The following is a 24,701-nucleotide window of genomic DNA, read 5'->3' on the forward strand; positions in this document are numbered from 1 at the left end:
AGAGATCGACTACGCCCGCACGGGGTAAACGGTGGGGAACCACCGTCCCTGAAAGAGGTCACCACCGATGCCACCCGCCGCCGACCGGTCATCCGCCCGCGCTCCGCTGACCCGCGCCGAAGCCGAGGTTCTGCGGATCATCTGCGACGCCCGCCACCCCGTGTTCGTCACGGTGCACACCAACGGGCGCCGCAGATACAGCTATTGGCGGCCGCTGGACTCCGGCACCGGCCGGGGCGGCTGCTATGTCGCCCTGCCCACCGCCGAGTGCGACCGGCTGCAGGCGGCGGGCCGGATATCCCTCGGCGAGCCCGTCACCGACCCCACCAGGACGACCTACCGGGTCCGCCCGGTGCGCGTCACGCCCGCCGCCGCGCGCATCCCGGCCGCACCGCGTCTGCGCGTCGTCCGGGACGGGATGGGTCGGGCGGCGTGACGGGTGGAGCGGTTCCCTGCATTGTCAGTGGTGGCAGGCAGGATGGCGGGCATGACGACATCTGGTGCAGTGATTGTGGACGCCGTGGCCTACGCGCGGGCCGTGGAGGACGCGGTGCGGGCGGCCGCCGCCTACTACGAGGGCGGTACGTCGGCGCTTGACGACGACGCCTACGACCGGCTGGTGCGCTCCATCGCGCAGTGGGAGGCCGCACACCCCGAGGAGGTGCTGCCCGACTCGCCGACCGGAAAGGTCGCCGGCGGTGCCGTGGAGGGGGACGTGCCCCACACGGTGGCGATGCTGAGCCTGGACAACGTGTTCTCGCCGCAGGAGTTCACCGCGTGGACCGCCTCCCTGGCCCGGCGCATCGGACATGACGTCACCCGCTTCAGCGTGGAGCCGAAACTCGACGGCCTGGCGATCGCCGCCCGCTACACCGAGGGCCGCCTGACCCGGCTGATCACGCGCGGCGACGGGACGGCCGGGGAGGACGTCTCGCACGCGATCGGCACCATAGACGGCCTGCCCGACCGGCTGACCGAACCGGTCACGGTGGAGGTGCGCGGCGAAGTCCTCATGACCACCGCCCAGTTCGAGCACGCCAACGAGGTGCGCACCGCACACGGCGGACAGCCGTTCGCCAACCCCCGCAACGCCGCCGCCGGCACCCTGCGCGCCAAGGACCGCGCCTACACGGTACCCATGACGTTCTTCGGCTACGGCCTGCTGCCCCTGCCCGCCACCGAGCCGGCCCTCGCCGCGTCCCTCACGGACAGCGCGCACAGCGACCTGATGACGCTCACCGGCGCCTACGGCGTGAACACCACCGCCGCCACCGCCGTGCCCGGCACCACGGCCGGCACCCCCGAGGAGGTCCTGGCCCGGGTCCAGGAGATCGCCGCCCTGCGCGCCCAACTGCCGTTCGGCATCGACGGGATCGTCATCAAGGCCGACGAGGCCGCCGACCAGCGGACCGCCGGCTCGGGCTCACGCGCCCCGCGCTGGGCCATCGCCTACAAACTGCCGGCCGTGGAGAAGATCACCCGACTGCTCGCGGTGGAGTGGAACGTGGGCCGCACCGGCATCATCGCCCCCCGCGGCGTCCTCGAACCGGTCGAGATCGACGGCTCCACCATCACCTACGCCACCCTCCACAACCCGGCCGACATCACCCGCCGCGACCTGCGCCTGGGCGACCACGTCATGGTCCACCGGGCCGGCGACGTCATCCCCCGCATCGAGGCCCCCGTCGCCCATCTGCGCACCGGCGACGAACAGCCCATCGCCTTCCCCGAGACCTGCCCCCGGTGCGGCGCCGGCATCGACACCAGCGAGCAGCGCTGGCGCTGCGAGAACGGCCGCAACTGCCATCTCGTCGCCTCCCTCTCCTACGCCGCCGGCCGCGACCAGCTCGACATCGAGGGCCTCGGTCACACCCGCGTCGTCCAGCTCGTCGAGGCCGGCCTGGTCGCCGATCTGGCCGACCTGTTCACCCTCACCCGCGACCAGCTCCTCGGTCTCGAGCGCATGGGGGAGACCAGCACCGACAACCTCCTCGCCGCGCTCACCAGAGCCAAGGGCCAACCCCTGTCGCGGGTCCTGTGCGCCCTCGGCGTGCGCGGCACCGGCCGCTCCATGTCCCGCCGCATAGCCCGCCACTTCGCCACGATGGACGAGCTGCGGGCCGCCGACGCCGAGGCGATCCAGCGGGTCGAGGGCATCGGCACCGAGAAGGCCCCGTCCATCGTCGCGGAACTCGCCGAACTCGCCCCGCTCATCGACAAGCTCGCCGCGGCCGGCGTCAACATGACCGAGCCCGGCGCCACCCCGCCGCCCGCGGCGGACACCGGGACCGACGCCGAGGACACCCCTGCGGCCGCCGGTCCGCTCGCCGGCATGGCGGTGGTGGTCACCGGCGCGATGACCGGCCCGCTGGAGAAGCTCAGCCGCAACCAGATGAACGAACTCATCGAGCGCGCGGGCGGCCGTGCCTCCTCCAGCGTCTCCAAGAAGACCACGCTGGTCGTCGCCGGAGACGGCGCCGGCTCGAAGCGGACCAAGGCCGAGACCCTCGGCATCCGCCTCGCCACGCCGGACGAGTTCGCCGTCCTCCTCGCCGACTTCCTCGACTCGGAGAACTGACGCTCACGGCTTGCGGGCGAGTCCGCCGTGCTCGCCTATGACTTCGGGGGCCGGGGAGGCGGGGTCGGGGCGCCAGAGGGGGACCGGGACGACACCGGGCTCGAGCAGCTCCAGACCGTCGAAGAAGGACGTGATCCGGTCGACCGTGCGCAGGTTGTAGGGGACGGCACCGCTCGCGTTGTAGGCGTCCTGGGCGGCTTCGAAGACGGGATCGATCCCCAGCGAACCGTCGTTGACGGAGAGGTAGCTGCCGGACGGCAGGGCCCCCATCAACCGGTCGACGACGGCACGGGCCTGGGCGTCATCGGCGATGTGGCCCAGGATGTTGCTCAGGATCAGGGCGGTGGGCCGGCTGAGGTCCAGTGTCTCGGCGGCGGCCGCCAGGATCCGGTCCGGGTCCAGCACATCGGCGTCGACGTAGGCGGTCGCCCCCTTGGGCGAGGAGTGGAGCAGCGCACGGGCGTGCGCCAGCACCAACGGGTCGTTGTCGACGTAGACGATCCGCGCCTCGGGGGCGATCCGCTGTGCGACCTCATGGGTGTTGTCGGCGGTCGGCAGGCCGGTCCCGACGTCCAGGAACTGCCGGATGCCCGCCTCGGCCACCACATGGGTGATGGTGCGCCGCAGGAAGGCACGGCTGCTGCGGGCGATGGTCACGATGCCGGGAAACACGGCCGTGTACGCGTCACCGGCCTCCTCGTCGACGGGGTAGTGGTCCTTCCCGCCCAGCCAGTAGTTCCAGATCCGGGCCGAGTGCGGCACCGACCTGTCGATCTCTTGGTGCTCCGCCGCTCCGGGCGTCGTCACGTCGTCGGTCATGAGAGGCGTCCGTCTTCCCGTCGAGGAGTGGATCAGTCGCTGCCCAACCTACGGCCAACGGCCCTGCTCCACAGACCAGTTCACGTTTCCGTGGGGTGCGCGGCCGCCGTAGGCTGACCCCGTGAAAGTGGGCACCACGCAGACCCGGCTCGTCGTGCTGCGCGGCAACTCGGCCTCGGGAAAGTCCTCGGTCGCGGCCGGGGTCCGCGAGAGGTTCGGACGCGGGCTCGCCCTGGTCGGGCAGGACAACCTCCGCCGTACCGTCCTGCGGGAACGGGACCGGCCCGGAGCGGCGAGCATCGGCCTCATCGACACCGTCGCCGGCTATGCGCTGGACGCCGGCTACCACGTCGTCATCGAAGGGATCCTGTACGCCGACCGGTACGGCGAGATGCTCGCCCGGCTGCGCACCGACCACCGCGGCCCCTGCCACGCCTACTACCTGCACGTGCCGTGGGAGGAGACCCTCGCGCGGCATGCGACGAAGCCCATCGCGGACGAGGTCGGGGCGGCACAGCTGCGCGACTGGTACCGGGAGCTCGACCTGCTGCCCGGCGGCGTCGAGACTGTCATCGGTCCCGACAGCGACCTCGCCCGCACCGTCGACCGCATCATGCACGACACCGGCCTGGCGGGCCTCCCGGCACGGGAGTAGCGGAGGGTGGTCAGCGCAGGGGTGCGGTTTCCAGCAGGTCGCGGGCCATGCGCAGGGCCGGGGCCTCGGTCTCGCGCGCGACCTGCCGGAAGGTCTCCTGGGCGGCGCGGGCCGGCCAGGCGGGGGGCAGATGCCGGGCGGGGAGCCGGGGGTCGGTCCGGATGGTCCACAGCCATTCGCTGACCAGCCGCAGCCGGGTGCCGATCGGGTCGTCCCCGGAGCCCGCGCCCAGGTGGGCGGTCCAGCGTTTGTCGAACACGACGTACCGGGCGGCGATGCTCTCCAGGTCCCAGGTGTCGCGGATCATCAGCTCGATGTCGGTGGCCTGGTCGGCCCGGGCGTGGAAGATCTTGACGTGGTCGGCGAGACCCAGTTCCGAGACGACGGCGGAGACGTCCACGTTCCCCGGGGCGATCCACAGCCCGCTGTACAGCGCTCCGAACCCGGACCAGGCCAGCCGGGAGCGCAGGTCGTGGCGCTGGCGCTTCCAGGAGTCGGGGAGGGAGAAGCCCAGCAGGGTCCAGGAGCCGTCCCAGTCGTCGTTGACCGCGCTCTGCGTCCAGATCCGGGTGCGGCCGTCGCGCAGGATGCGCGTGGCCTGCGGGGTGAGGCCGAAGTACATCCTGCGGCCCTCCCGCTGACGCCGCAGCAGACCCCGGTTGACCATCCGGGTCAGCGTGGACCGCACGGCCTGCTCGCCCACCCCGACCCGGCCGAGGATCTCGATGATGCTGCCCGAGTACACGCCCAGCTCGCCCTCCTCCAGCACGTGGTTGCCGAAGAAGGCGAGCATGAGCGACTGCGGGCGCGGCTGCGGGCCGTCGTCCGCGGTGTCGCCGTCCGAGGTGTCCAGGATGTCGTCGTCCGCCACGGGAGCAAGCGTACGGCCGCCCGCCGTCGACACGGCGGGCGGCCGTACCAGGTCACCGGCCGTCGGCCGGGTGGGCAAGGTCGTAGGGGCGCAGGCAGGGAGTGGGACGGTACGTGACGTAGCGGGCCGGGGTCGAGGAATCGGCCGCCCCGGCACGGGAGTTGAGGGAGCCGGCGTCCGTTCCCGACCAGTGGCCGCTGGTGAGGCGGTCCTCCAGGGTGGCGATGGCGGTGGTGACGAGTCCACCGTAGGACCGTCCCCAGGCGATCGTGCGGGAGGCCGAGCCGAAGCGCTCGGTGAACGCGGTGAGGGTGGCGAGCTGGTCGGGGACCGCGTCGGTGACCGCCCAGCCGGTGGTGGCGTAGGACGAGCCGATGAGGGCGTAGCCCTGCTGCAGGAGCAGGGCCTTGGTGGCGTCGTCCGGGGCGTCCCGGGCGGGGTTGGCCGGGCCGGCCGCGTAGCCGTGGCTGAACAGCAGGACCGTCCTCATCCAGTCGGCGGGCACGTCCATCAGGTACGTCGCGCCGGAGGGGAGCCGGCCCTCCACGTGGGCCGGTTCGTCCGTCGCCGCCAAGGCGGTGGTCGGCAGCGTGGTGAGCGCGAGCAGCAGCGCTGCCACGGCGGCGGTGCGGGTGCGGGTGGTCATGCGGTGATCTCCTGGGTGTGGGGGGTGGTGGGGTGTTCCGCCGGCTCGGCGAGCGACTTCCGGCTGGTCTCGCGTACGAAGCACACGGTCAGCGCGGTGACGAGGGAGCCCCCGCAGAGCAGCAGGGCCACGGGGGTGCTGCTGTGGCTCCCGGCGACCAGGCTTCCGGCGATCATGGGGGAGAAGCCGGCGCCGATCAGGGTGGCGCCCTGGTAGCCGAGGGAGGCGCCCGTGTAGCGGACCCGGGTGCCGAACATCTCGCTGAACAGAGCGCCCAGCGGACCGTACATCGTGGACTGGGCGATGCCGTGGCCGAGGACGACGGCCAGGATCAGCAGTCCGGGCGACTTCGAGTCGACCAGCGTGAGCACGGGGAAGGCGAGCGCCGCCGAGAGAAGGGCTCCGGTGAGGACGACCGGGCGGCGGCCGACCCGGTCGGACAGCGCGGAGACACAGGGCAGCACGACCAGGGCGACGGCGGCGGAGACCGTGAGCGCGGTCAGCACCTGCGGCCGGGCGTAGCCGATGCCCGTGGCGTAGGCGATCAGATAGCTGGTCAGCAGCGACTGGGCGGTGAAGGCGCCGATGCCGACGCAGCAGGCCAGCAGCACGGGACGCGGATGCCGCAGCACGTCGAGGATGGGCAGCCGCGCCTCGGCGCGCCGCTTCTTCACCTGGGTGAACAGGGGGCTCTCCACCACCTTGAGCCGCACGAACAGTCCCACGGCGAGCAGCAGCACGCTCAGCAGGAACGGCACGCGCCAGCCCCACGCCGCGAACTCGTCCCGGGGGAGGGTGACGACCAGCGCGACGACGGCGGCGGAGGTCAGGGAGCCGAGCGGAGCTCCCATCTGGGTGAAGCTGGACCACAGGCCGCGCCGCCGCTCCCCGGCGTGCTCGACGACCATCAGCGTGGCACCGCCCCACTCACCGCCGATGGCGATGCCCTGCAGGACCCGCAGGGCGATCAGCAGGACCGGCGCCCAGACGCCGATGGTGTCGTACGTGGGCAGCAGGCCGATGAGGAAGCTGGCGCCACCCATCAGGCCCATCGTGAGCAGCAGCATCGACTTGCGGCCGAGACGGTCGCCGAAGTGACCGAAGAGGACGCCGCCGAGCGGGCGGGCGACATAGCCGGCGGCGAACGTGCCGAACGCGGCGATGGTGCCGACGGCGGGATCGGCGCCGGGGAAGAACAGTTCGCCGAAGGCGAGGGCGGCGACCGTGCCGTAGACGAGGAAGTCGTAGAACTCCACGGCGGTGCCGAGCAGCCCGGAGAGGGCGACCCGGCGCAGCTGCCGGGTTCGTTCGGGGGAGGCGGACGGTGATGCGACGGGGGACGGGGACATCGCGGTCTCCCTTGACCGGGGGGAAGGACACCGCGAAGTTAGGCTCTATAGTAATGGTCGTCAAGAAAGTGCACAACATTAGTTTCCGCCGCGGCCGGGACGCGGCGGGTGCTCGGACGGAAATACGCCAGGTCAGCGGACCGGGGTCCGCGCGGAGAGGGCCGTGAGAAGGTCGCCCAGGGCGGCGGTGGTGGCGGCCAGCGGGAAGCGCGAGGCCAGGTACCCGTCCGGGCGGACGACGAAGCCGGTCGGGCCGTCGGGCCGGTAGAGCCGGGCGAACTCGCCGCCGGCGTCGCGGTAGGCGGGGACGCCCAGCGTGTCGGGCGCGGCCGCGGCGCCCTCCCGGGCGAGCACGGCGACGATCGCCGGGCCGCCCATCGGCGCCCTCGCGACGGCCTCGACGCCCCCGGCGAGATCGGCCAGGTGGGTCGAGTACAGGATCACCACGTGCCGGGCGCGGCCGCGCAGGACGTCGAACAGACGCAGCGGATAGGCCGCCGCGGTGAGGCCCAGTCCGGTGCAGTCCGGCGCCCGGTCACCCGGCTGGGGCGCGTCGGCGGGCCCGTACGGGCGGCCGGCGAGCGGGCCGTCCCGGTAGCCGACCAGCAGCTGGGCCTCGCGGAGCATGACGGTCCGCGGGTCGTCCGGGTCGGCCTCGATGCCGTGCCTGGCGTGCCGCACGGTCCGCCCGACGACCTCCTCGCCGACCGGCCGGCGCTCCGCGTCGTACGTCTCCAGCAGCCGTGGGCCCGCCTTCCCCCGGACGACGAGGGCGAGCTTCCAGGCCAGGTTGCAGGCGTCCTGGATGCCCGTGTTCATGCCCTGGGCGCCGGTGGGCGGGTGGATGTGGGCCGCGTCGCCCGCGACGAAGACCCGTCCGTCGCCGTACCGGTCGACGATGCGATGGCTGATCCGGAACACCGACGACCACCGCAGCCGGGACAGGGCGGCCGGTTTGGGGGCGAGCCGGTCGACGACGGCCTGGAGGTGGGACAGCTCCGGGGCGCGCCCGCCCTCCAGCCCGTGCGCCACGCTGTCGCCGGCCTGGTCGGCCGTCCGCGTGGACAGCTCGGGCGGTACCAGCATCGACATGCGGTAACGCCCGGTGCCCGGCAGCGGGATGCACACCAGCACGTCGTCGGTGACCCCGTCGTCGGTGCGGTGGGTGGAACGCAGGCCGTACCCGTGCGGCAGGTCCCAGTCCGCCTCGACGTCACCCAGCATGTACTCCTCGGCGAACGCGGCCCCCTCGAAGCGGAGCCCCAGCCCCTTGCGGACCACGCTGTGCGCCCCCTCGCAGCCGACGAGATACCTCGCACGCAGCTCCTCCTCCGTGCCGGAGGCCGTCCGCAGCCGGGCGGTGACCCCCTCGGGGTCCTGGACGAAGGACAGCAGCTCGGTGCCACGCTCGATCACCGTCCCCAGACCCGCGAGGTACTCCTCCAGCAGCCGCTCGGTCTCGTACTGCGGCAGCGCGGCGAAGCCGTAGGGCACCTCGGGCGGCAGCACCAGGTCCGTGCGCGCCGTCTCCCGGCCGTTGACGTGGACCAGTTGGCCGCGCAGTACGGCGGCCGACTCCAGGACCGTACGGGCCAGCCCCATCCGGTCCCAGATCTCCAGCGTGCGCGGCTGGATCCCGACCGCCTTCGCGTACGGCAGCCGTGCCGGCAGCCGGTCCACGAGCCGGCACCGCACCCCGTGCCGCCGCAACTCCGCGGCGGCACTCAGCCCGACCGGGCCCGCGCCCGCGATCACCACGTCGGTGGCCGGTGTGTGCGCCACGGGTACCTCCCAGGACGGAACAGGACGGGACGGGACGCGGGAACGCCGCTGACGGCCGGTCAGCGAGGTGTCATTCGACCGGCCAGTTGTGGACGGGGGCGTTGAGGTGCATGTAGTCGATGTACTGCCGTGTCATCCGCCGCAGCGCCTCATGGCGGTCCGTGTGGGCGGAGTCGCTGATGCGGTGGAACATCTCCTTCTGCCAGACGGCTCCGTTACGGGCCGTGACGCACCGCTGCTCGATGACGCCGAGCAGCGGCTCCCGCCAGGCCGCGTCCATGCCCGTGTGCTCCAGCCCGCGGTGGGCGAGGGGGAGCAGCCGGCGCAGTACGAGTTCGGGCACCGGCACCTCGCCCATGCCGGGCCAGTACAGGGGTGCGTCGATGCCGAGGCGTGCGGCGGTGTGCAGGTTGTCCTCGGCGGCCTGGAAGGACATCCGCGACCACACCGGCCGCTCCTCCTCGACCAGGGCGCGGGTGAGCCCGTAGTAGAACGCGCCGTTGGCGAGGGTGTCGGCGACGGTCGGACCGGCCGGCAGACAGCGGTTCTCCACCCGCACGTGCGGCTGGTCGTGGGCGACGGCGTAGACCGGGCGGTTCCAGCGGTAGATCGTGCCGTTGTGCAGGGTCAGCTCGCCCAGCTCGGGGATGTCGCCCTCGTCCAGGGTCTGCACGGGATCCTGCTCGTCGACCAGCGGCAGCAGCGCCGGGAAGTACCGCAGATTCTCCTCGAACAGGTCGAAGACGCTGGTGATCCACCGCTCGCCGAACCACACCCGCGGCCGTACTCCCTGCGCCTTGATCTCCTGCGGGCGGGTGTCGGTGGCCTGCTCGAACAGCGGGACCCGGGTTTCGTGCCACAGTTCCTTGCCGAACAGGAACGGCGAGTTGGCCGCCAGCGCCACCTGCACCCCGGCGATGGCCTGCGCCGCGTTCCAGTAGCCGGCGAACTCCTGCGGGGAGACCTGGAGGTGGAACTGGGTGCTGGTGCACGCGGCCTCCGGGGTGATCGTGTCGGCGTACGTGCGCAGCCGGTCCACACCGTCCATCTCGATCCGCAGATCCTCGCCCCGCGCCGCGAAGACCTGGTCGTTGAGCAGCCGGTAGCGGGCGTTCTCCGAGAGCGTCTCCTCGCCGACGTCCTCCTGTCGCAGAGTGGGGAGGATACCGATCATGATCAGATGGGCGTCGGCCGTCGTGGCGCGTTCCTCCGCGTGATTGAGCGCGGCCCGGATCTCGGACTCCCAGGCGTCGGGGCCGCCCTCCGTCAGGCGCCGGGGCGGCACATTGATCTCCAGGTTGAACCGGCCCAGCTCCGTGGACCAGGCCGGGTCGGCGATCGCCTCCAGCACCTCGCTGTTGCGCATCGCCGGCTCGGCCCGGTCGTCGACCAGGTTCAGCTCGATCTCCAGGCCCACCTGGGGCCGCTCCGACTCGAACCGTTCCTCGCGCAACATCTGCGCGAGGACGTCGAGGCATTCCTGCATCTTGATCCGATAGCGGCGGCGGTCCTCGCGGGTGAAGACCAGCGCCGGGACATCACGCCCCATCGGTCCTCCCGGCTGCTCCTCCTGGGAAGCCCCTCCCCTCCAGCGTCGCACCCCCGGCCGCCCCTGACCATGCGAGCCGGCACGCGGTGCGTCGTCACGGGGCGTCCGGGCGGGCACGCAGCTTCAGGTGGTTCTGCGGGTCGCGCAGGAGTTCGGCGTCGGCCGGGTCGGCGAGGAGGCGGCGTACCGCGGGGGCGGGCATGCGGATGACCACCGGGTCCGGGAGTGTCACCTCCTGGACGGCGGTCGAGCGGCGGCTGGACCGCACCCGGTCGGTCACCTCCGCCACCACCCGCACGTCCAGCGTGAACTGCACCAGCACCGACTCGGACTTGGGCTTGTGCAGCGGCATCGAGCCGGCCGCGTTCGCCGCCGTCGCGGTGGCGCTGCCGGAGCCGTCCATGACACCGAGGAACTGGTTCATCCGGAACTCGTCGGCGTTCAGGACGCCCGCACCGAACAGGCCGCGCGCCGACCTGCCGTGCTCGTTGGCCTGCTGGCCTTCCGCACCCGTCGGGCGCGGCGCGTCCAGCCCGCTCTGCGCGACGGTCTCGAAGGTCATCCTGTCCCCGACGCCCAGCACCCGCCCGGAGCGCAGCCGGGCGTGCAGCGAGGTCCGCAGGTCCTGCCCGGACGCACCGGTCGCGTGCACCGGCGGCAGGTCCACACCCGCGGCGGTCAGCAGCGGCAGCGCCGCGATCAGCCACTCCGTGGAGACGGCCTCACGCAGCAGATGGAAGGCCGCCTCGCCGCCGGTACGGAACCGTGCGCTCCCGCCCGCCCGCTCGACCGCGTCGTCCACCGCCTGCCGCACCCTGGGCGTCCCCTGGAACCCGTTGACCTGCGCCTCCATGGGCAGCCGCAGCCCGGTGCGCCGCCACGGGCCGAGCCGGTCGGCGCCGCCCTCCTCGGCGGGGACGGCGTGCCGGCCGACCTGCTGCGGCGGCACGGGGGCGAGCCGCGCGAGCGCGTGCAGGTCGGCGGCCGGGACGCGATGGGCGAGGCTCAGGCCCTCCAGCCGTGCGAGCGCCACCCGCCGGTTGCCCGTGAGGATCTCCAGGTTCGCCTCGATCGGTACGTGCATCCGCGCCGACGGCGTGGACGACGCCTCGGCGACGGTCTTCACACCCAGCTGGGCCCGCCCGACGCTCGCCGAACGGCGCGAGTCGCTCGCCGAGAGACCGAGGCCGGCGGCCGCGCCGACGCTCTTGAGCTGACCGGCGCCACCGTCGGGTTTCCCGGAGCCGGCGAGGACCGCCTCCACGCCCCGGCTGTCGCTCTCGTCGTGGGCGGCGGCCCGCTGTGCGGCGGCGGAGGTGATGTACTCCATGTCCCGGCCGTCGGAGGCGGTCTCGAGATAGCTGCCCCGCCCGGTCCTGCGGACGCTGAACACCGCCCGGTACGGCCGCTTGCGCCCGTCGAGCAGCTCCACGCCCACGCCGCCGTCCATCGCGCTCGACAGCAGTCCCGCCGAGCCGTCCCGGTCCAGCACCCGCAGCAGCCGCTGCACGTTGTCGTTGCGGTCCGTCAGCCGGGTGCGCGGCAGCAGGTCGTCGGCGAGGGAGGCGCCCAGGCGGCCGCGGATCCGCTCCAGCAGCGGCAGGAAGTCGGGCAGGTCCTCGATCATGCCGAAGCCGAGCGGGAGGCTCTGGGCCAGGCCGGGGACGGGGGCCGACGGCAGCATGGACGAGCCCTTGGACGCGGTCTTCGGCGCGCTCGTCGAGGCGTCGGTGGAGGCCTCCGCGCGGTCGTCTCCGGCCCGTGGTGGCCTCGCGCGCCCTGCGGTCTCCCCGGCATCCTGCCCCGACCCGGAGGCAGCGGTCGCCTTCCGCTCCTCCTCACCCGGCACCTTCAACCCCGCCGCCCGCAGCTGGCGCTCGGTCAGCCACACACCGACCGCCGCCGGCACCGTACGCCCGCCCCGCGCCACGTACGGACCGCCGCCGTTCACCGCGACCTCGGCGACCATCCGCACCACCAGATCGCACTGGACCAGGTACAGCGGGCTCTTGCGCGAGGTGTGCGCGTTGCGTTCGACGGTGCCGGCGAGGGTGGACGCCGTCGTGTCGCCGCTGCCCAGGGCGCGGCCCGCCGCGACCCCCTCGGCGAGGCGCCACTCGGTGCCGTTCTCCGCTCCCGTCAGACCTCCCTGCACCGAGGCGCTGTGACTCGTACCCTCCTGCCCCGTGACCTGGTGCCCGCCCAGGACGAAGGTCTCGGTGCCCGCTCCCGTGCCCTGGTGCACGACCCGCGGGGCGGTGAGTGCAAACCGGGTGCCGACGGCGCCGTTCAACCCGGCCAGCCGACGCGCGTACCGCAGGTTCTGCACCACCCAGCCCGCGGAGACGGCCTGCCGCAGCGCCGCCGTCACCGCCTGCGGGCCGAACCGCTCCTCGATCGCCAGCCGGGGCGCGAGCCCCTCGGTCTGCAGCGCCCGGTCCTCCCGCGCCTCCTGGTTCCGGGCGGCCGCCCGCGCCAGCAGCTCGAACGCCAGGTCCCGCACCGGCTGCCCGTCGCCGACGGTCTCCACCAGCGTCCAGTCCCGCACACCCCGGCGGCCGCCAAGCTGCCGGGGAGCCAGTCCGGCCAGGTCGCCGATGCCCGCCGCCGCGAACTCGGTGCGTACGTCGTGGTGGCGCGCCGTGCGCGTGGAAGTCCCGGTGTCCAGCCGCCGCTTGGCCTCGTCGTCCAGGGTGAAGGAGGTGGGGGTGAGCAGCCGCACGTCCTGCGCGTCGAGGGGCAGCGTCGCCAGCTCCTCGGCGGTGGGCACGTCCCGGCCCGGCGCGCCCGGGGTGAGGGAACGCGCGGCCTTGCGCTGCCGGGTCGTCATGGTGACGCCGACGTTCAGGCTCAGCGCCCCGCCGAACACGCTCGCGTCCTCGGAGCCGTTGGTGAGGACGTCGGTGCGCAGGGTCGGTCCCGCCTGGCCGCGCCGGGTCGTCGTACGGCCCTTCTCGGCGCGCGCCGACAGGGTCAGGGCGCCGGGGACCAGCCGGAACTGACCGAGGGCCATCCCGCCGACGCTGCGTGAACTGGCGCGCCCGCTCTGCAGATTGCTCGTGACGCCCGAGTGGCTGCGCACCAGCCAGTCCTTGACGTCGCCGAGATGGCCCGTCTCCCGGAGCGAGCCCGTCACCTTCAGCTGTACGTCGTGCGCGTGGAAGCGGGACTTGCGGCGCAGCCGCACCCGGATGCCCGTCGACAGCAACTGGTCCTTGTGCAAACGCAGGTTGGTCTCCGACAGGACGGTGACCAGCTCGCGGTAGTTGCGCCGCTGGACCTCGGCCTCCTCCGGGCTCGGCTCGCGCGGCTGCCGCTCCTCGCCGAAGGCGGGCAGATAGCCGGCGAGCCGGGGATCCGTGGCGAACAGCTGCCGTACGGCCCGCATCATCGGGGCGGTGTCCAGCCGGCTGATCGCCACGCTGGAGCCCATCGCGCCGAAGGGCAGATGCCGTGCGACGTGCGCCGGGGCCTCGCTCCCGGCCGCTCCCTGCTCGGCGGCCTCCTGCTCGGCCGCCTCCGCCTCGGTGGCCCTGGCCTTGCCTTTGCCCTTCCCCTTGTCCTGCCCCGCGTCCTCGGTGTCCGTCGAGGGCCGCGGCGGACGTTTGAGGAACTCCTCGGCCGTCACGCCCTGCGGGAGCGGCAGCCCCAACTCCTGGGCCTCGTCGGCTCGCAGGCCGATCCAGACCCGCATCGAGTGGTGCGCCGTACGGCCGCCGCCCCGCGCCCGGGTCAGCGGCGAGGTGGGACCGCTGCCCTCGACGGTGAACAGGACCGTACCCAGATAGAGCACCTTGTCGCCGCGCACCTCCGCGCCCTGCCGGCTGGACACCGTCTGCTCGGCCACGCTGAACCGGGTCTGGCGCGCCCCGACGACCGGCATGACCGTGCCACGGACGGCGGCCGCGTTGCCCAGGACGCCGAAGCCCGCCGCCGGGCCCAGGCCGAAGGCGCCGCCGCGGCCCTTGCCCGCGCTGTCCGTGACCGCGTGCTGCGTCTGCTGATGGGTGCGCAGTTGCGTCTTGCCGGTACTCCAGCCGGGCGCCAGGTCGGTGATCGTGGCCCGCATCCGGTAGGTGCCGGTGGTGGTGCCGTCCCGGCTGGTCAGGTCCTCGCCCACGACTCCGTCGCGCAGCAGCCGGGGCAGGTCCTCCAGCACGGTCGCGGTGGCGGTGGCCTCGTACAGGCGGGCCCGGCCGGGAGCGCCCGGCCAGGTCAGCGACGGGTGCAGGGCCGAGGCGACCGCGTCGAACAGTCCGCCGCCGCCCTGGTGCGGGGCGGCGGTGTCCGAGACGGCGAGCGGAGCCATGGAGTCGGCCAGCGACACCGTCCGCGCGGTCTCGGGGGACACCGGAGCCGGACGGGGTGCCGGCCCTGCGGCCGCCGGCACCAGGTGCTCCAGCGGCACCCGCATGGTGAGGGTGCCGGACCCGCCGGCCTCCTGCGCGGCGCGCGCCCCGTCCTTCATGATCCGCACGCCGTAGCGGACCTTGCGCGGTACCTCGACGGATCCCTTGTCGCTGCGCAGCACGCGCGGCTCCGCCATGTTCCGCGCGGTGCGGGAGTCCCGGGACGACTGGAAGGGCTGGGCGTTGACGGTCGCCGCCCCGCCGAGCCAGACGCCCGGTGCCACCGGGGCCATTCCGAAGGCGGTGAAGGCCGCGCCCCTGGACGCGGACGAGCCCGTGTTGTGGGCGACCGTGGCGGCGGTGTTGTGGTGCACGTCCACCTTGGTGGCGGCGTCCTCGGCGCCGGGACCCTCGGGGGAGAAGAGACCCGGGCGGTCGTCGGCGGCGGGGGAGACCCGCACCGTGACGTCGTAGCGGTCGGCGCCCCGCGCACCGGTGACGGCGAAGGCCCGCCCGCTGCCGTAGAAGGACTCCGGCCGTCCGGCGAGTTCGGCGGCGATCTCGGCGACCACGCCGTCGCGGTGCCCGACGGCGTCGGCCACGGTGGCGGTGACGAACTCGTGCCCGGTCAGGCCGTACGCCGTGGACAGACCCGCCGCCTCCATGTCCCGCAGATACGGCGGGAGTTCCAGGGCGTTCTCCTCGACGACGGTCGGCAGCGGTGCCTTCGGGGTCCGGCCGCGGGCGGCGGCGGACGGCCCCGCCCCGCTCATCGCCGCGACGGTCGCCGCGTTGCCCGCGGTCTGCTGGAGCCCCAGCAGGGGGTTCGGGCGACCGCCAGGACCGGCCGGGCGGGGCGCCAGGGCTGTCCGGGGGGACCGCTCGCGGGGACTGCCGTGGCGGTCGTCGCCCGCCTGTCGATGATCTCGCACGTGCGCGAGCGTAGGGACGCCCCGCAGGTCGCGCGGGTATCGCGCGCAGTGTTCAACTTCCGTACGCCCAACCGTCGTTCATGACCCCGAGGGGTCATTTGGCCGCATGGCGGACGGACATCCGAGGCCGGCCTTCCTGCGGTCCGTGGGTCGGCCGCTACGAGGTCAGCGACTCGACGCGGCGCATCACGTCCCGGCAGAACGCCCCGACCCGCCCCGGATCGTCGATGAACTGGTTCGGCTTGACGCAGAACGTCGTGAAGCCCTGCTCCAGTTGCTCCGGGATCGACGCGAGGGCCGCGCCGAGGTCCGCGGGCGCGTGGTCGTCGGGGAAGACGGCCTGGGTGCCGCCGATCATCTCCAGGTCGGTGGCGTCGCGGCCGGCCTCGGCCATCGCCTCCTTGAGCAGTTGCAGGTCCTCGGGCGCCGGCCGGCCCAGCGGGTGGAAGCCGTGGCCGTACCGGACGAGGCGGCGCAGGACCGGCCCGTGCAGACGCTGCCCGCCGAACCACAGCCGAGGACCCTCCGGGCGGTAGGCCTTGGGCTCGAAGTAGACGTCCCGGAACGGATAGTGCTCACTCTCGTGCGAGATCGGAGAGGGCCCCCAGGCCTTCGCCCAGACCTCCAGGTGCTCGTCGAGCAGCCGCCCCCGCCGGGCGAACGGCACGCCCAGGGCGTCGTACTCGTCCTTGCTCCAGCTGACCGTCGGCTGGACCAGCAGCCGCCCCTCGCTGATCAGGTCGAGCGTGCCCAACTCCCGGGCCATCAGCAGCGGATGGCGCAGCGGGGCGAGCACGGCCGCGGCGGCCAGGCGCAGGCGCTCGGTGACCGAGGCGATCGCGGCGAGCAGGAGCAGGGAGTTCGGCCAGGGGGTGTACGGGTCCTGGTTGCCCGGGAGGGCGTAGTCGCGGGGGTTGCCCATGACGCCGGCGGCGCCCGCGTCGGGGCCGAGCACGATGTGTTCGCTCACCATGACCGAGTCGAAGCCGGCGTCCTCGGCCTCGCGGGCCCACCGTACGGCCGCCGGCAGCTCGGCGCGGCCACCGGTCAGGGTCCAGTTCTCGCTCAGGACGAGCAGCATGCGTGGTGTCATGTGAGCCCCTATCGTTTGGACTCAAACATAGAATGCCGTTGCGTTTCGCTGCAAGGGGCCCGGGGTTGGGCTCTGGGCCCGGGGTGGGGGAGGGGACGGCCGCCCGGCGGCGCCGCACCGGGCGTGGTGAGCGTCGCCGACGACCTCCGCCGGTTCGGCGAGGCAGGGCTCACCATCTGCACGGGGACAGCAGCCCCCGCGGGACCGGCATCCTGGGATCAGCCGGCCGTATCAGTCAGCAGCCGCCACCCAGGTGCGTAGTTGCCGTGCAGGACGAGGGACGCGGCGCCGATCGCGCCGACGGTGTCGCCGATGACGCTCTGTTCGATCGTCACGGGACGGATGGAGCGGGCCACCGACGTGCGGTTGACGGCGCTGTCGATCTCCTCCAGCAGGATGGGCTCGATGCCGCGGAGCGCCTCGCCGCCGAGGACGACACGGCTGACGTCCAGGATGCTGACGGCACCGCGGGCGGCCCGGGCGATGCGGCGGGCGGCGTGGCGCACCACGTCACGGGCGTCCGGGTCGCCGGTGCGGGCGGCGCGGCGCAGCGACTTCCAGTCGTCGTGCAGGGATTCCGGCGTGCCGGTCAGGCCGATGCGGTCGGCGGCGGCCCGGCCGTGCCGGCGCAGCAGGTCGTCGATGATAGCGGCCGGGCTGCAGTAGGGGCCCAGACAGTCGGTGGCACCGCAGGCGCAGACACGGTCGCCCGGCTCGACGGGCATGTGGCCGAACTCCCCGGCGTTGCCCGTACCGCCGTGCAGGACCGTGTTGTCGAGGACGATTCCCGCACCGATGCCGGTGCCCAGGTAGATGAACAGGAAGCTGCCCGCCCGGGCCTCGCCGCCGATCCAGCGCTCCCCGATCGCGGCGGCCGTCGCGTCGTTGTCCAGGGCGACGGGCAGGCCGGTGGCCTTGGCGAACATCTCGACCAGGGGCACACGGTCCCAGCCGGGGAGGTTGGGCGGCGCGACGACACACCCGGAGGAGCCGTCGATCGGTCCGGGGGCCGCGATGCCGACGCCGAGCAGCCGGCCAGGGTCCACCTCCGAGCGGCCGATCAGGCGCTGGACCGCGCGGGCGACCCGGTCGACGACGTCGGCGGGGACGTCCGGGGCGGTGAGCCGGAGTCGGCGGCTGACGATCACCTCGCCCGCCAGGTCGACCAGCACGATCACCGCCGAGTCGGGATCGAGGTGGACGCCGACGGCGTAGGCGCCGTCGGGACGGGGGGAGAGGAGGGTGCGGCGCTTGCCGCCGCTGGAGGGCGCGTGTCCGACTTCGGTGACCAGACCGGCGTCGAGCAGCTTGCGGACGACGTTCGAGACGGTCTGGTTGGTCAGGCCGGTGAGCGTGGCCAGCTCGACGCGGCTGACCGCGCCCCGGGTCCGGATGGCGTCCAGCACCACGGCCTGGTTGTACCCGCCGACCCGCGGCAGATTCGTGCCGCCGAGCGTCGTCACCTGTCCATCACCTGACCCCCGCGTCCTGTGCACACCACCGCGTCCGCGCCGTCACGACACGCCGCATGGCCGGAAGTTTACATGCCGGAAGCGTTGACTTAGTCCATCCATTGGATTTAGCTGTCGCCCACTGAACCGGGTCGAACGGGCCGGTCGCGCAGGGCGGCGCAAGGGAGGCGTCGCCCGGAACGAGCCGTCGCGACCGCGCCCCTCGCGGCTTCCCACAGGTTTTCCGTTCCGGAGGAACCACAGTGCGTTCGAAACTCGTCATCGCCACCGCCCTGACCGCCGCCACCGCCCTGGCCGCCACCGGCTGCGGCTCGGGCTCCTCCGGGAGCTCGAGCAAGTCGATCAAGGTCGTCTACTGGCAGAACCTCAACAGCAGCAACAAGCTCCAGGCGAACTACCTCGCCTCGATGGTGAAGGAGTTCACCAAGGCCAACCCGGGCACCAAGGTGAACCTCGTCCCGGTCACCGCCTCCGAGAACGACTACTACACCAAGATCCAGCTCATGATGCGGTCGCCCTCCACCGCCCCCGACCTGATCTACGAGGACACCGCGCTGATCAACTCCGACATCGCGGGCGGCTACCTCAAGCCCCTCGACACCTACACCGCCAAGTGGGCCGACTGGTCCCAGTACGCCACCGCGGCCAAGGGCGCGGTCACCGGCGCCTCCGACGGCAAGGTGTACGGCGTCCCGGACAACACCGACACCCGCGGGATCTGGTACAACAAGACGCTCCTCGCCAAGGCCGGGATCTCCGTCCCCTGGCAGCCGAAGACCTGGGACGACGTCCTCGCCGCCGCCAGAAAGATCAAGGCGAAGCTCTCCGGTGTCACCCCGCTGAACATCTACACCGGCACCGCCGGCGGCGAGGCCTCCTCCATGCAGGGCTTCGAGATGCTCCTCTACGGCACCCCGGCCGGCGACAAGTCCCTCTACGACGCGAGCCAGAAGAAGTGGGTCGTGGGCAGCCAGGGCTTCAAGGACGCGCTGACGTTCGTCCACACCGTCTTCAGCGAGAAGCTCGGCCCGTCCGTGGACCAGGCCCTCGGCGCCAACTTCGGCACCACCGTCGGCACCGAACTGATCCCCGAGGGCAAGCTCGCCATCGACATCGACGGCTCCTGGATGCCCAACAACTGGGGATCGACCAGCGCCAAGCCGTGGAGCGAATGGCAGAGCACCATGGGTACGGCGGCCATGCCGACGCAGAACGGACAGGCGCCCGGCAAGACATCGATGTCAGGCGGCTGGGCCTGGTCGATCCCCGCGAAGGCGGGCAACCCCGACCTCGCCTGGAAGTTCCTGGAGTCGATCCAGACGAAGACCAACTCGGCGAAGTGGAACGCCCTCAACGCCACCATCGCCACCCGCACCGACGTCGCCACCGACCCCACGTATCTGAAGGCCGTCCCCACCAACGAGTTCTTCACGGCTCTGGTGGCCGACACCCACTACCGCCCCGGCCTGCCCGCCTACAACCAGGTCTCGACCGCCATCCAGAAGGCCATGGAGTCCGTGACCACCGGCCAGGCCTCGGTCGACAAGGCCGCCGCCACCTACGACAGCGACGTGGCCGCCGCCGTGGGCGACGACAAGACCGTCAAGGGCACCTCGTGACCGCACTCGCCCAAGCTCCCCGCGGGACCGACGGCCACCGCCGGTCCCGCGGGGTCCCCGCGCCCGTCCGCGGCCTGCTCAGGGGCATGCCGCTCCTGCCGGCGGTGGTCCTGCTGGCCGTCTTCCTCGCCGGCCCGATCGCCTACTGCGTGTACTACGCCTTCACCGACATGCAGCTCACCGGCGCCACCGGCACCCACTTCACCGGCCTCGACAACTTCACCCGCGCCTTCGAGGACTCCGACTTCCTCAACGCCGTACGCCTCACCCTGGTGTTCGTGGTCGGCTCCGCCGTCGTCGGCCAGAACACCCTGGGACTCGCCCTCGCCGTCCTGATGGAAAAGGCCTCCAAGCCGGTCCGCTCGCTCACCAACGGCGTGGTCATCGCCGCCTGGGTGCTGCCCGAGGTGGTCGCCGGCTACCTCATGTACGCCTTCTTCTACGACCAGGGATCCCTCAACTCCCTCCTCCAGACCCTGCACCTGCCACGGCAGAACTGGCTCTACACCCTGCCGATCCTGGCGGTCTGCCTCGCCAACGTCTGGCGCGGCACCGCGTTCTCGATGATGGTCTTCTCCGCCGCCCTCAACGACGTGCCGAGGGAACTCGTCGAAGCCGCAGAGATGGACGGCGCCGGCCCCTGGCAGCGGCTGTGGCGGGTCACCCTGCCGGTGATCCGGCGGTCGATCCTGACCAACCTGATGCTGATCACGCTCCAGACGCTCTCCGTCTTCGGCCTGATCTACACCATGACCCGCGGCGGCCCCGGCAACAAGAGCGAGACCCTCCCCGTGTTCATGTACCAACAGGCGTTCCAGAACAGCCTCATCGGCTACGGCACCGCCATCGCGCTCGTCCTGCTGGTGGTCGGCGCCCTCTTCTCCGCCGTGTACATCCGGCTGCTCCGACTGGAGGACGAGTGATGGCCGTCGCCGTCAAGCCGCGCACCGGCTCCGCCCGCCGCGACCGGACCGCCGCCCGCCCCGCGTCCCTCCGGCGCCGCTCCCGCCTCGGCCGGCTCGGGGTGAACCTGGTCCTGCTGGCGGTGTCGGTGACGTACGTCCTGCCGCTGCTGTGGATGGCCCTCGCCTCCGTCAGCGACCTCAACACCTTCCGTCTGAAGTGGCCGGACACGCTGACCCTCGACAACTTCGACGCGGTCCTCAACGTCGACACCACCTACCGGCCGATGCTCAACAGCCTGCTGCTGTGCGGCTTCGGCACCCTGATCACGGTCGTCGTCTCGGTCCTCGCGGCCTACCCGCTCTCCCGCTACCGCTCCCGGCTGCGCCGCCCGTTCCTCTACACGATCCTGTTCTCCACCGGACTGCCCATCACCGCCGTGATGATCCCGGTCTACAGCATGTTCGTGCAGGTCGACCTGATCGACTCGATGCCCGGCACGACCCTCTTCCTGGCCGCCTCCGCGCTGCCGTTCGGGATCTGGCTGATGAAGAACTTCATGGACGGCGTGCCGATCGTCCTGGAGGAGGCGGCCCGCATCGACGGCGCGAACGCGATGCAGGTGCTGTGGCGGGTCGTCCTGCCGCTGATGCGCCCCGGCGTCACCGTGGTCACCATCTTCACCTTCATCGGCATGTGGGGGAACTTCTTCGTCCCCTTCATCCTGCTGCTGTCCCCGGAGAAACTCCCCGCGTCCGTCAGCGTGTTCACCTTCCTCAGCGCCCACGACCAGACCCAGTACGGACAGCTCTCCGCCTTCTCGCTCCTCTACTCGCTGCCCGTCGTCATGCTCTATCTGCTGCTCTCCCGCAAACTCGGCGGCGGCTTCGCCCTCGGCGGCGCGCTCAAGGGATGAGCACCCCCTACGCAACCCCCCACGGAGAACACAGCCATGCACAACGACCGTGAACTCACCGAGCAGCGGCTGCGCCGGGTGCTCGACGAGCGCATACGGCCCGCCGTCCACGCCCGCTCCGTCCCGCTGCGCGTCGACGTCTGGGACGTCCCCGGCGAACCCGTGCCCGTACGCGAGGGCCTGGCCGCCCCCTACCGCCCGGCACGGACGGGCGACCGCTGGGGCCCGGCCTGGACGACCAGCTGGTTCAAGGTGAGCGGCACGATTCCCGCCGACTGGGCCGGACTGCCCGTCGAGGCCGTCCTCGACCTCGGTTTCGCCACCCATTCGGCCGGCTTCTCCGCCGAAGGCCTCGTCTACCGCGCCGACGGCACCGCCGTGAAGGCCCTCAACCCCCGCAACACCTGGCTGCCGGTGAGCGAATCCGCTGTCGGGGGAGAGGAGTTCACGGCGTACATCGAGGCCGCCGCCAACCCGGTCGTGATGCACACCGCGCCCGGCGAACTCACCTTCGGCCCCACCTCGGTGGGCGGTCGCGCCCCCTGGCTCGGCGACCCGGCCGCCGACCCGGGCGAACCCCTGTACCGGCTACGGCGGTTGGACCTCGCGGTCATCGACCGGCCGGTGTACGAACTCGTCCAGGACCTCGACGTCCTCGACCAGCTCATGCGCGAACTGTCCCCCGACTCCCCGCGCCGCTGGCAACTGCTCCGCGCGGCCGAACACGCCCTGGACGCAGTGGATCTGCAGGACATCGGCGGCAGCGCGGAAGCCGCCCGCGCCGCACTGGCCCCCGCCCTCGCCGCTCCCGCGCACGCCAGTGCCCACCGCGTCTCCGCCGTCGGCCACGCCCACATCGACACCGCCTGGCTCTGGCCGCTGCGCGAGACCGTCCGCAAGGTCGCCCGCACGGTCTCCAACGTCACCCGACTCATGGACGACCACCCGGAGTTCAAGTTCGTCATGTCCCAGGCGCAGCAGCTCGCCTGGCTCAAGGAACACCGCCCCGAGGTCTACGCCCGCGCCCTGGAGAAGGCGAAGACCGGGCAGTTCTTGCCGACCGGCAGCCTCTGGGTCGAGCCCGACACCAACATCAGCGGCGGCGAGGCCCTGGTCCGCCAGTTCGTCCACGGAAAGCGGTTCTTCCTCGAGGAGTTCGGCGTCGAGACCGAGGAGATGTGGCTGCCGGACACGTTCGGCTACAACGCCGCCCTGCCGCAGCTGATGAAGCTCGCCGGGGTGCGCTGGTTCCTCACGCAGAAGATCTCCTGGAACACCACCAACAAGTTCCCGCACCACACCTTCTGGTGGGAGGGCATCGACGGCACCCGGATCTTCAGTCACTTCCCGCCCGTCGACAGCTACAACGGCGAACTCTCCGGCGCCGAAGTCGCCCACAGCGTACGGAACTTCCAGGACAAGGCCGGCTCCAACAGCTCCCTCATCCCGTTCGGCTACGGCGACGGCGGCGGCGGCCCCACCCGGGAGATGCTCTCCCGTGCCGCCCGCATGGCCGACCTGGAGGGCTCCGCGCGCATCGCCGTCGAGGGCCCCGCCGACTTCTTCCCCCGCGCCCACGCCGAGTACGAGGCGGCCGGCGGCGCCCCCGTCTGGTCCGGCGAGCTCTACCTGGAGTTCCACCGGGGCACCCTCACCAGCCAGCTCGCCACCAAGCAGGGCAACCGGCGCAGCGAACACCTCCTGCGCGAGGCCGAGTTGTGGGCCGCCACCGCCGCCGTACGGCACGGACACCCGTACCCGTACGACGCCCTGGACCGCCTGTGGAAGACGGTCCTGCTCCACCAGTTCCACGACATCCTCCCCGGCACCTCGATCGCCTGGGTGCACCGGGAGGCGGAGGAGACCTACGCGGCCGTCGCCCGGGAGCTGGAGGGCCTGATCGACGCGGCACAGCGGACCCTGGCGGGCGACGGCGAGGACACCCTGGTCTTCAACGCCGCCCCGCACACCAGGGCCGACGTCCCCGGCCTCGGCGCCGCCGTGCGCCCCACCGACCCCTGCACACCGGTGGCCCCGGTCATCACCCCCGACAGCCTCCTCCTCGACAACGGCCTGGTCCGCTTCACCGTCGACGCCACCGACGGCCTGATCACCTCCGCCTACGACATCACCGCCGACCGCGAGGCACTCGCCCCCGGCGCCCGGGCGAACCTCCTCCAGCTCCACCAGGACTTCCCCAACCAGTGGGACGCCTGGGACATCGACGCCTTCTACCGCAACTCCGTACGCGACCTCACCGAGGCCGACTCGGTCACCGCCGCCGAGGACGGCACCATACGCGTCGTACGGTCGTTCGGCGCGTCCCGGATCGAGCAGACCCTCACCCTCCCGGCCGGCTCACGGCGCCTGCTCGTCGACACGGTCGTCGACTGGCACGAACACGAGAAGCTCCTCAAGGCCGCCTTCCCCCTGGACGTGCGGGCCGCGCACTCCACCGCCGAGATCCCCTTCGGCCACGTCCAACGCCCCACCCACATCAACACCAGCTGGGACGCCGCCAAGTTCGAGATCTGCGCCCACCGCTTCCTCCACGTCGGCGAACGCGACTGGGGCGCCGCCCTCGTCAACGACTCCACCTACGGCCACGACGTCACGCGTGACGTCCGCCCCGACGGCGGCACCACCACCACGGTCCGCCTCTCCCTGCTGCGGTCCGCCCGCTTCCCCGATCCCGACCAGGACCAGGGCGTCCACCGGCTGCGCTACGCCCTGCTGATCGGCGCCGACCTCGCCGACGCCGTCCGCGAGGGCTACCGCCTCAACCTCCCCGAGCGCACCCGGCCCGGCCGCACCCCGGTCGCCCCGCTGGTCACCGTCGACCACCCGGGCGTGGTGATCGAGGCCGTCAAACTCGCCGACGACCGCAGCGGAGACGTCGTCGTCCGCCTCTACGAGTCCGAGGGCGTCCGCGCCCGCGCCACCCTCACCCCCGGCTTCCCCCTCGCCTCCGCCGGGACGACCGACCTGCTGGAACGCCCCCTGCCCGACCCGGCGAGCCACCGGATCGCCGACGGCGAGATCCGCCTCACCCTGCGCCCCTTCCAGATCCTGACCCTCCGTCTGCGCCGCTCGGACGGACCCGATGTCAGCCCTGATCGACAACGTGACGATCGAAGCCCGAGCACCCCCACCCCGTAGGCTGTCCCC

15 protein-coding genes and 1 pseudogene are annotated in these 24,701 nt (G+C 72.4%); 7 read left to right on the top strand and 9 right to left on the bottom strand.

Annotated elements, in window-relative coordinates:
- Positions 1-67: 67 nt before the first annotated feature.
- Together ACIRF9_RS39490 and ligA are read left to right on the top strand one after the other, a co-directional pair.
- A complete protein-coding gene (locus ACIRF9_RS39490; RefSeq protein WP_403832642.1) occupies positions 68-436 on the top strand; it encodes a hypothetical protein in 369 nt (122 codons plus the stop codon).
- Positions 437-487: 51 nt separating this feature from the next.
- Entirely contained in the window at positions 488-2,578 is a 2,091-nt protein-coding gene (ligA, locus tag ACIRF9_RS39495; protein WP_403832645.1) for an NAD-dependent DNA ligase LigA, read from the top strand.
- A gap of 3 nt (positions 2,579-2,581) precedes the next feature.
- Here the strand turns inward: ligA and ACIRF9_RS39500 are convergent, their stop codons facing one another.
- Positions 2,582-3,397 (bottom strand): SAM-dependent methyltransferase, encoded by an 816-nt coding sequence (locus ACIRF9_RS39500; protein ID WP_403832648.1) that lies wholly within the window; start codon positions 3,395-3,397, stop codon positions 2,582-2,584.
- Positions 3,398-3,518: 121 nt separating this feature from the next.
- On the opposite strand from ACIRF9_RS39500, the gene ACIRF9_RS39505 reads away from it, so the two are divergent.
- Positions 3,519-4,052 carry an AAA family ATPase gene (locus ACIRF9_RS39505; RefSeq protein ID WP_403832650.1) on the top strand — a complete coding sequence of 178 codons (534 nt, stop codon included), beginning with the start codon at positions 3,519-3,521 and terminating at the stop codon, positions 4,050-4,052.
- Positions 4,053-4,062: 10 nt separating this feature from the next.
- Here ACIRF9_RS39505 and ACIRF9_RS39510 read toward each other — a convergent pair whose 3' ends face one another.
- The 8 genes and pseudogenes from ACIRF9_RS39510 to ACIRF9_RS39545 form a co-directional block, all read right to left on the bottom strand.
- Entirely contained in the window at positions 4,063-4,923 is an 861-nt protein-coding gene (locus ACIRF9_RS39510; RefSeq protein WP_403832653.1) for a PaaX family transcriptional regulator C-terminal domain-containing protein, read from the bottom strand.
- A 220-nt stretch (positions 4,924-5,143) separates the two neighbouring features.
- Positions 5,144-5,569 (bottom strand): annotated as a pseudogene (locus tag ACIRF9_RS39515) (hypothetical protein); the annotation flags it as partial.
- Positions 5,566-6,918 carry an MFS transporter gene (locus ACIRF9_RS39520; protein WP_403832655.1) on the bottom strand — a complete coding sequence of 451 codons (1,353 nt, stop codon included), beginning with the start codon at positions 6,916-6,918 and terminating at the stop codon, positions 5,566-5,568. The pseudogene ACIRF9_RS39515 and the gene ACIRF9_RS39520, both read right to left, overlap by 4 nt.
- 132 nt (positions 6,919-7,050) lie before the next feature.
- The gene (locus ACIRF9_RS39525; protein WP_403832658.1) at positions 7,051-8,700 is read right to left on the bottom strand and encodes an FAD-dependent monooxygenase; all 1,650 of its coding nucleotides are present in this window, start codon (positions 8,698-8,700) and stop codon (positions 7,051-7,053) included.
- 70 nt (positions 8,701-8,770) lie between these two features.
- Positions 8,771-10,249, bottom strand: coding sequence for a glutamate--cysteine ligase (locus ACIRF9_RS39530; RefSeq protein ID WP_403832661.1), 1,479 nt, complete (start codon positions 10,247-10,249; stop codon positions 8,771-8,773).
- Positions 10,250-10,343: 94 nt separating this feature from the next.
- Positions 10,344-15,530 (bottom strand): hypothetical protein, encoded by a 5,187-nt coding sequence (locus tag ACIRF9_RS39535; RefSeq protein ID WP_403832663.1) that lies wholly within the window; start codon positions 15,528-15,530, stop codon positions 10,344-10,346.
- 157 nt (positions 15,531-15,687) lie between these two features.
- On the bottom strand, positions 15,688-16,623 hold the full coding sequence (locus ACIRF9_RS39540; protein WP_403832666.1) for a TIGR03619 family F420-dependent LLM class oxidoreductase: 936 nt from the start codon (positions 16,621-16,623) through the stop codon (positions 15,688-15,690).
- Between the two features lie 218 nt (positions 16,624-16,841).
- Positions 16,842-18,086, bottom strand: a complete 1,245-nt coding sequence (locus ACIRF9_RS39545; protein WP_403832668.1) for an ROK family protein — start codon at positions 18,084-18,086, stop codon at positions 16,842-16,844.
- 251 nt (positions 18,087-18,337) lie between these two features.
- On the opposite strand from ACIRF9_RS39545, the gene ACIRF9_RS39550 reads away from it, so the two are divergent.
- The 4 genes from ACIRF9_RS39550 to ACIRF9_RS39565 all read left to right on the top strand — a co-directional run bounded on the left by ACIRF9_RS39550 (position 18,338) and on the right by ACIRF9_RS39565 (position 24,692).
- A complete protein-coding gene (locus ACIRF9_RS39550) occupies positions 18,338-19,714 on the top strand; it encodes an extracellular solute-binding protein (RefSeq protein WP_403832669.1) in 1,377 nt (458 codons plus the stop codon).
- Between the two features lie 86 nt (positions 19,715-19,800).
- Complete coding sequence (locus tag ACIRF9_RS39555) at positions 19,801-20,637, top strand: carbohydrate ABC transporter permease (protein WP_403832670.1); 837 nt, start codon at positions 19,801-19,803, stop codon at positions 20,635-20,637.
- On the top strand, positions 20,637-21,533 hold the full coding sequence (locus ACIRF9_RS39560) for a carbohydrate ABC transporter permease (protein WP_403832671.1): 897 nt from the start codon (positions 20,637-20,639) through the stop codon (positions 21,531-21,533). Before ACIRF9_RS39555 ends, ACIRF9_RS39560 begins: the two co-directional genes overlap by 1 nt.
- A 36-nt stretch (positions 21,534-21,569) precedes the next feature.
- Positions 21,570-24,692, top strand: coding sequence for an alpha-mannosidase (locus ACIRF9_RS39565; RefSeq protein ID WP_403832672.1), 3,123 nt, complete (start codon positions 21,570-21,572; stop codon positions 24,690-24,692).
- The last annotated feature ends 9 nt before the right edge of the window (positions 24,693-24,701 follow it).

Origin of the sequence: Streptomyces sp. NPDC096132, from assembly GCF_044763345.1 — a bacterium.
GTDB lineage: Bacteria > Actinomycetota > Actinomycetes > Streptomycetales > Streptomycetaceae > Streptomyces.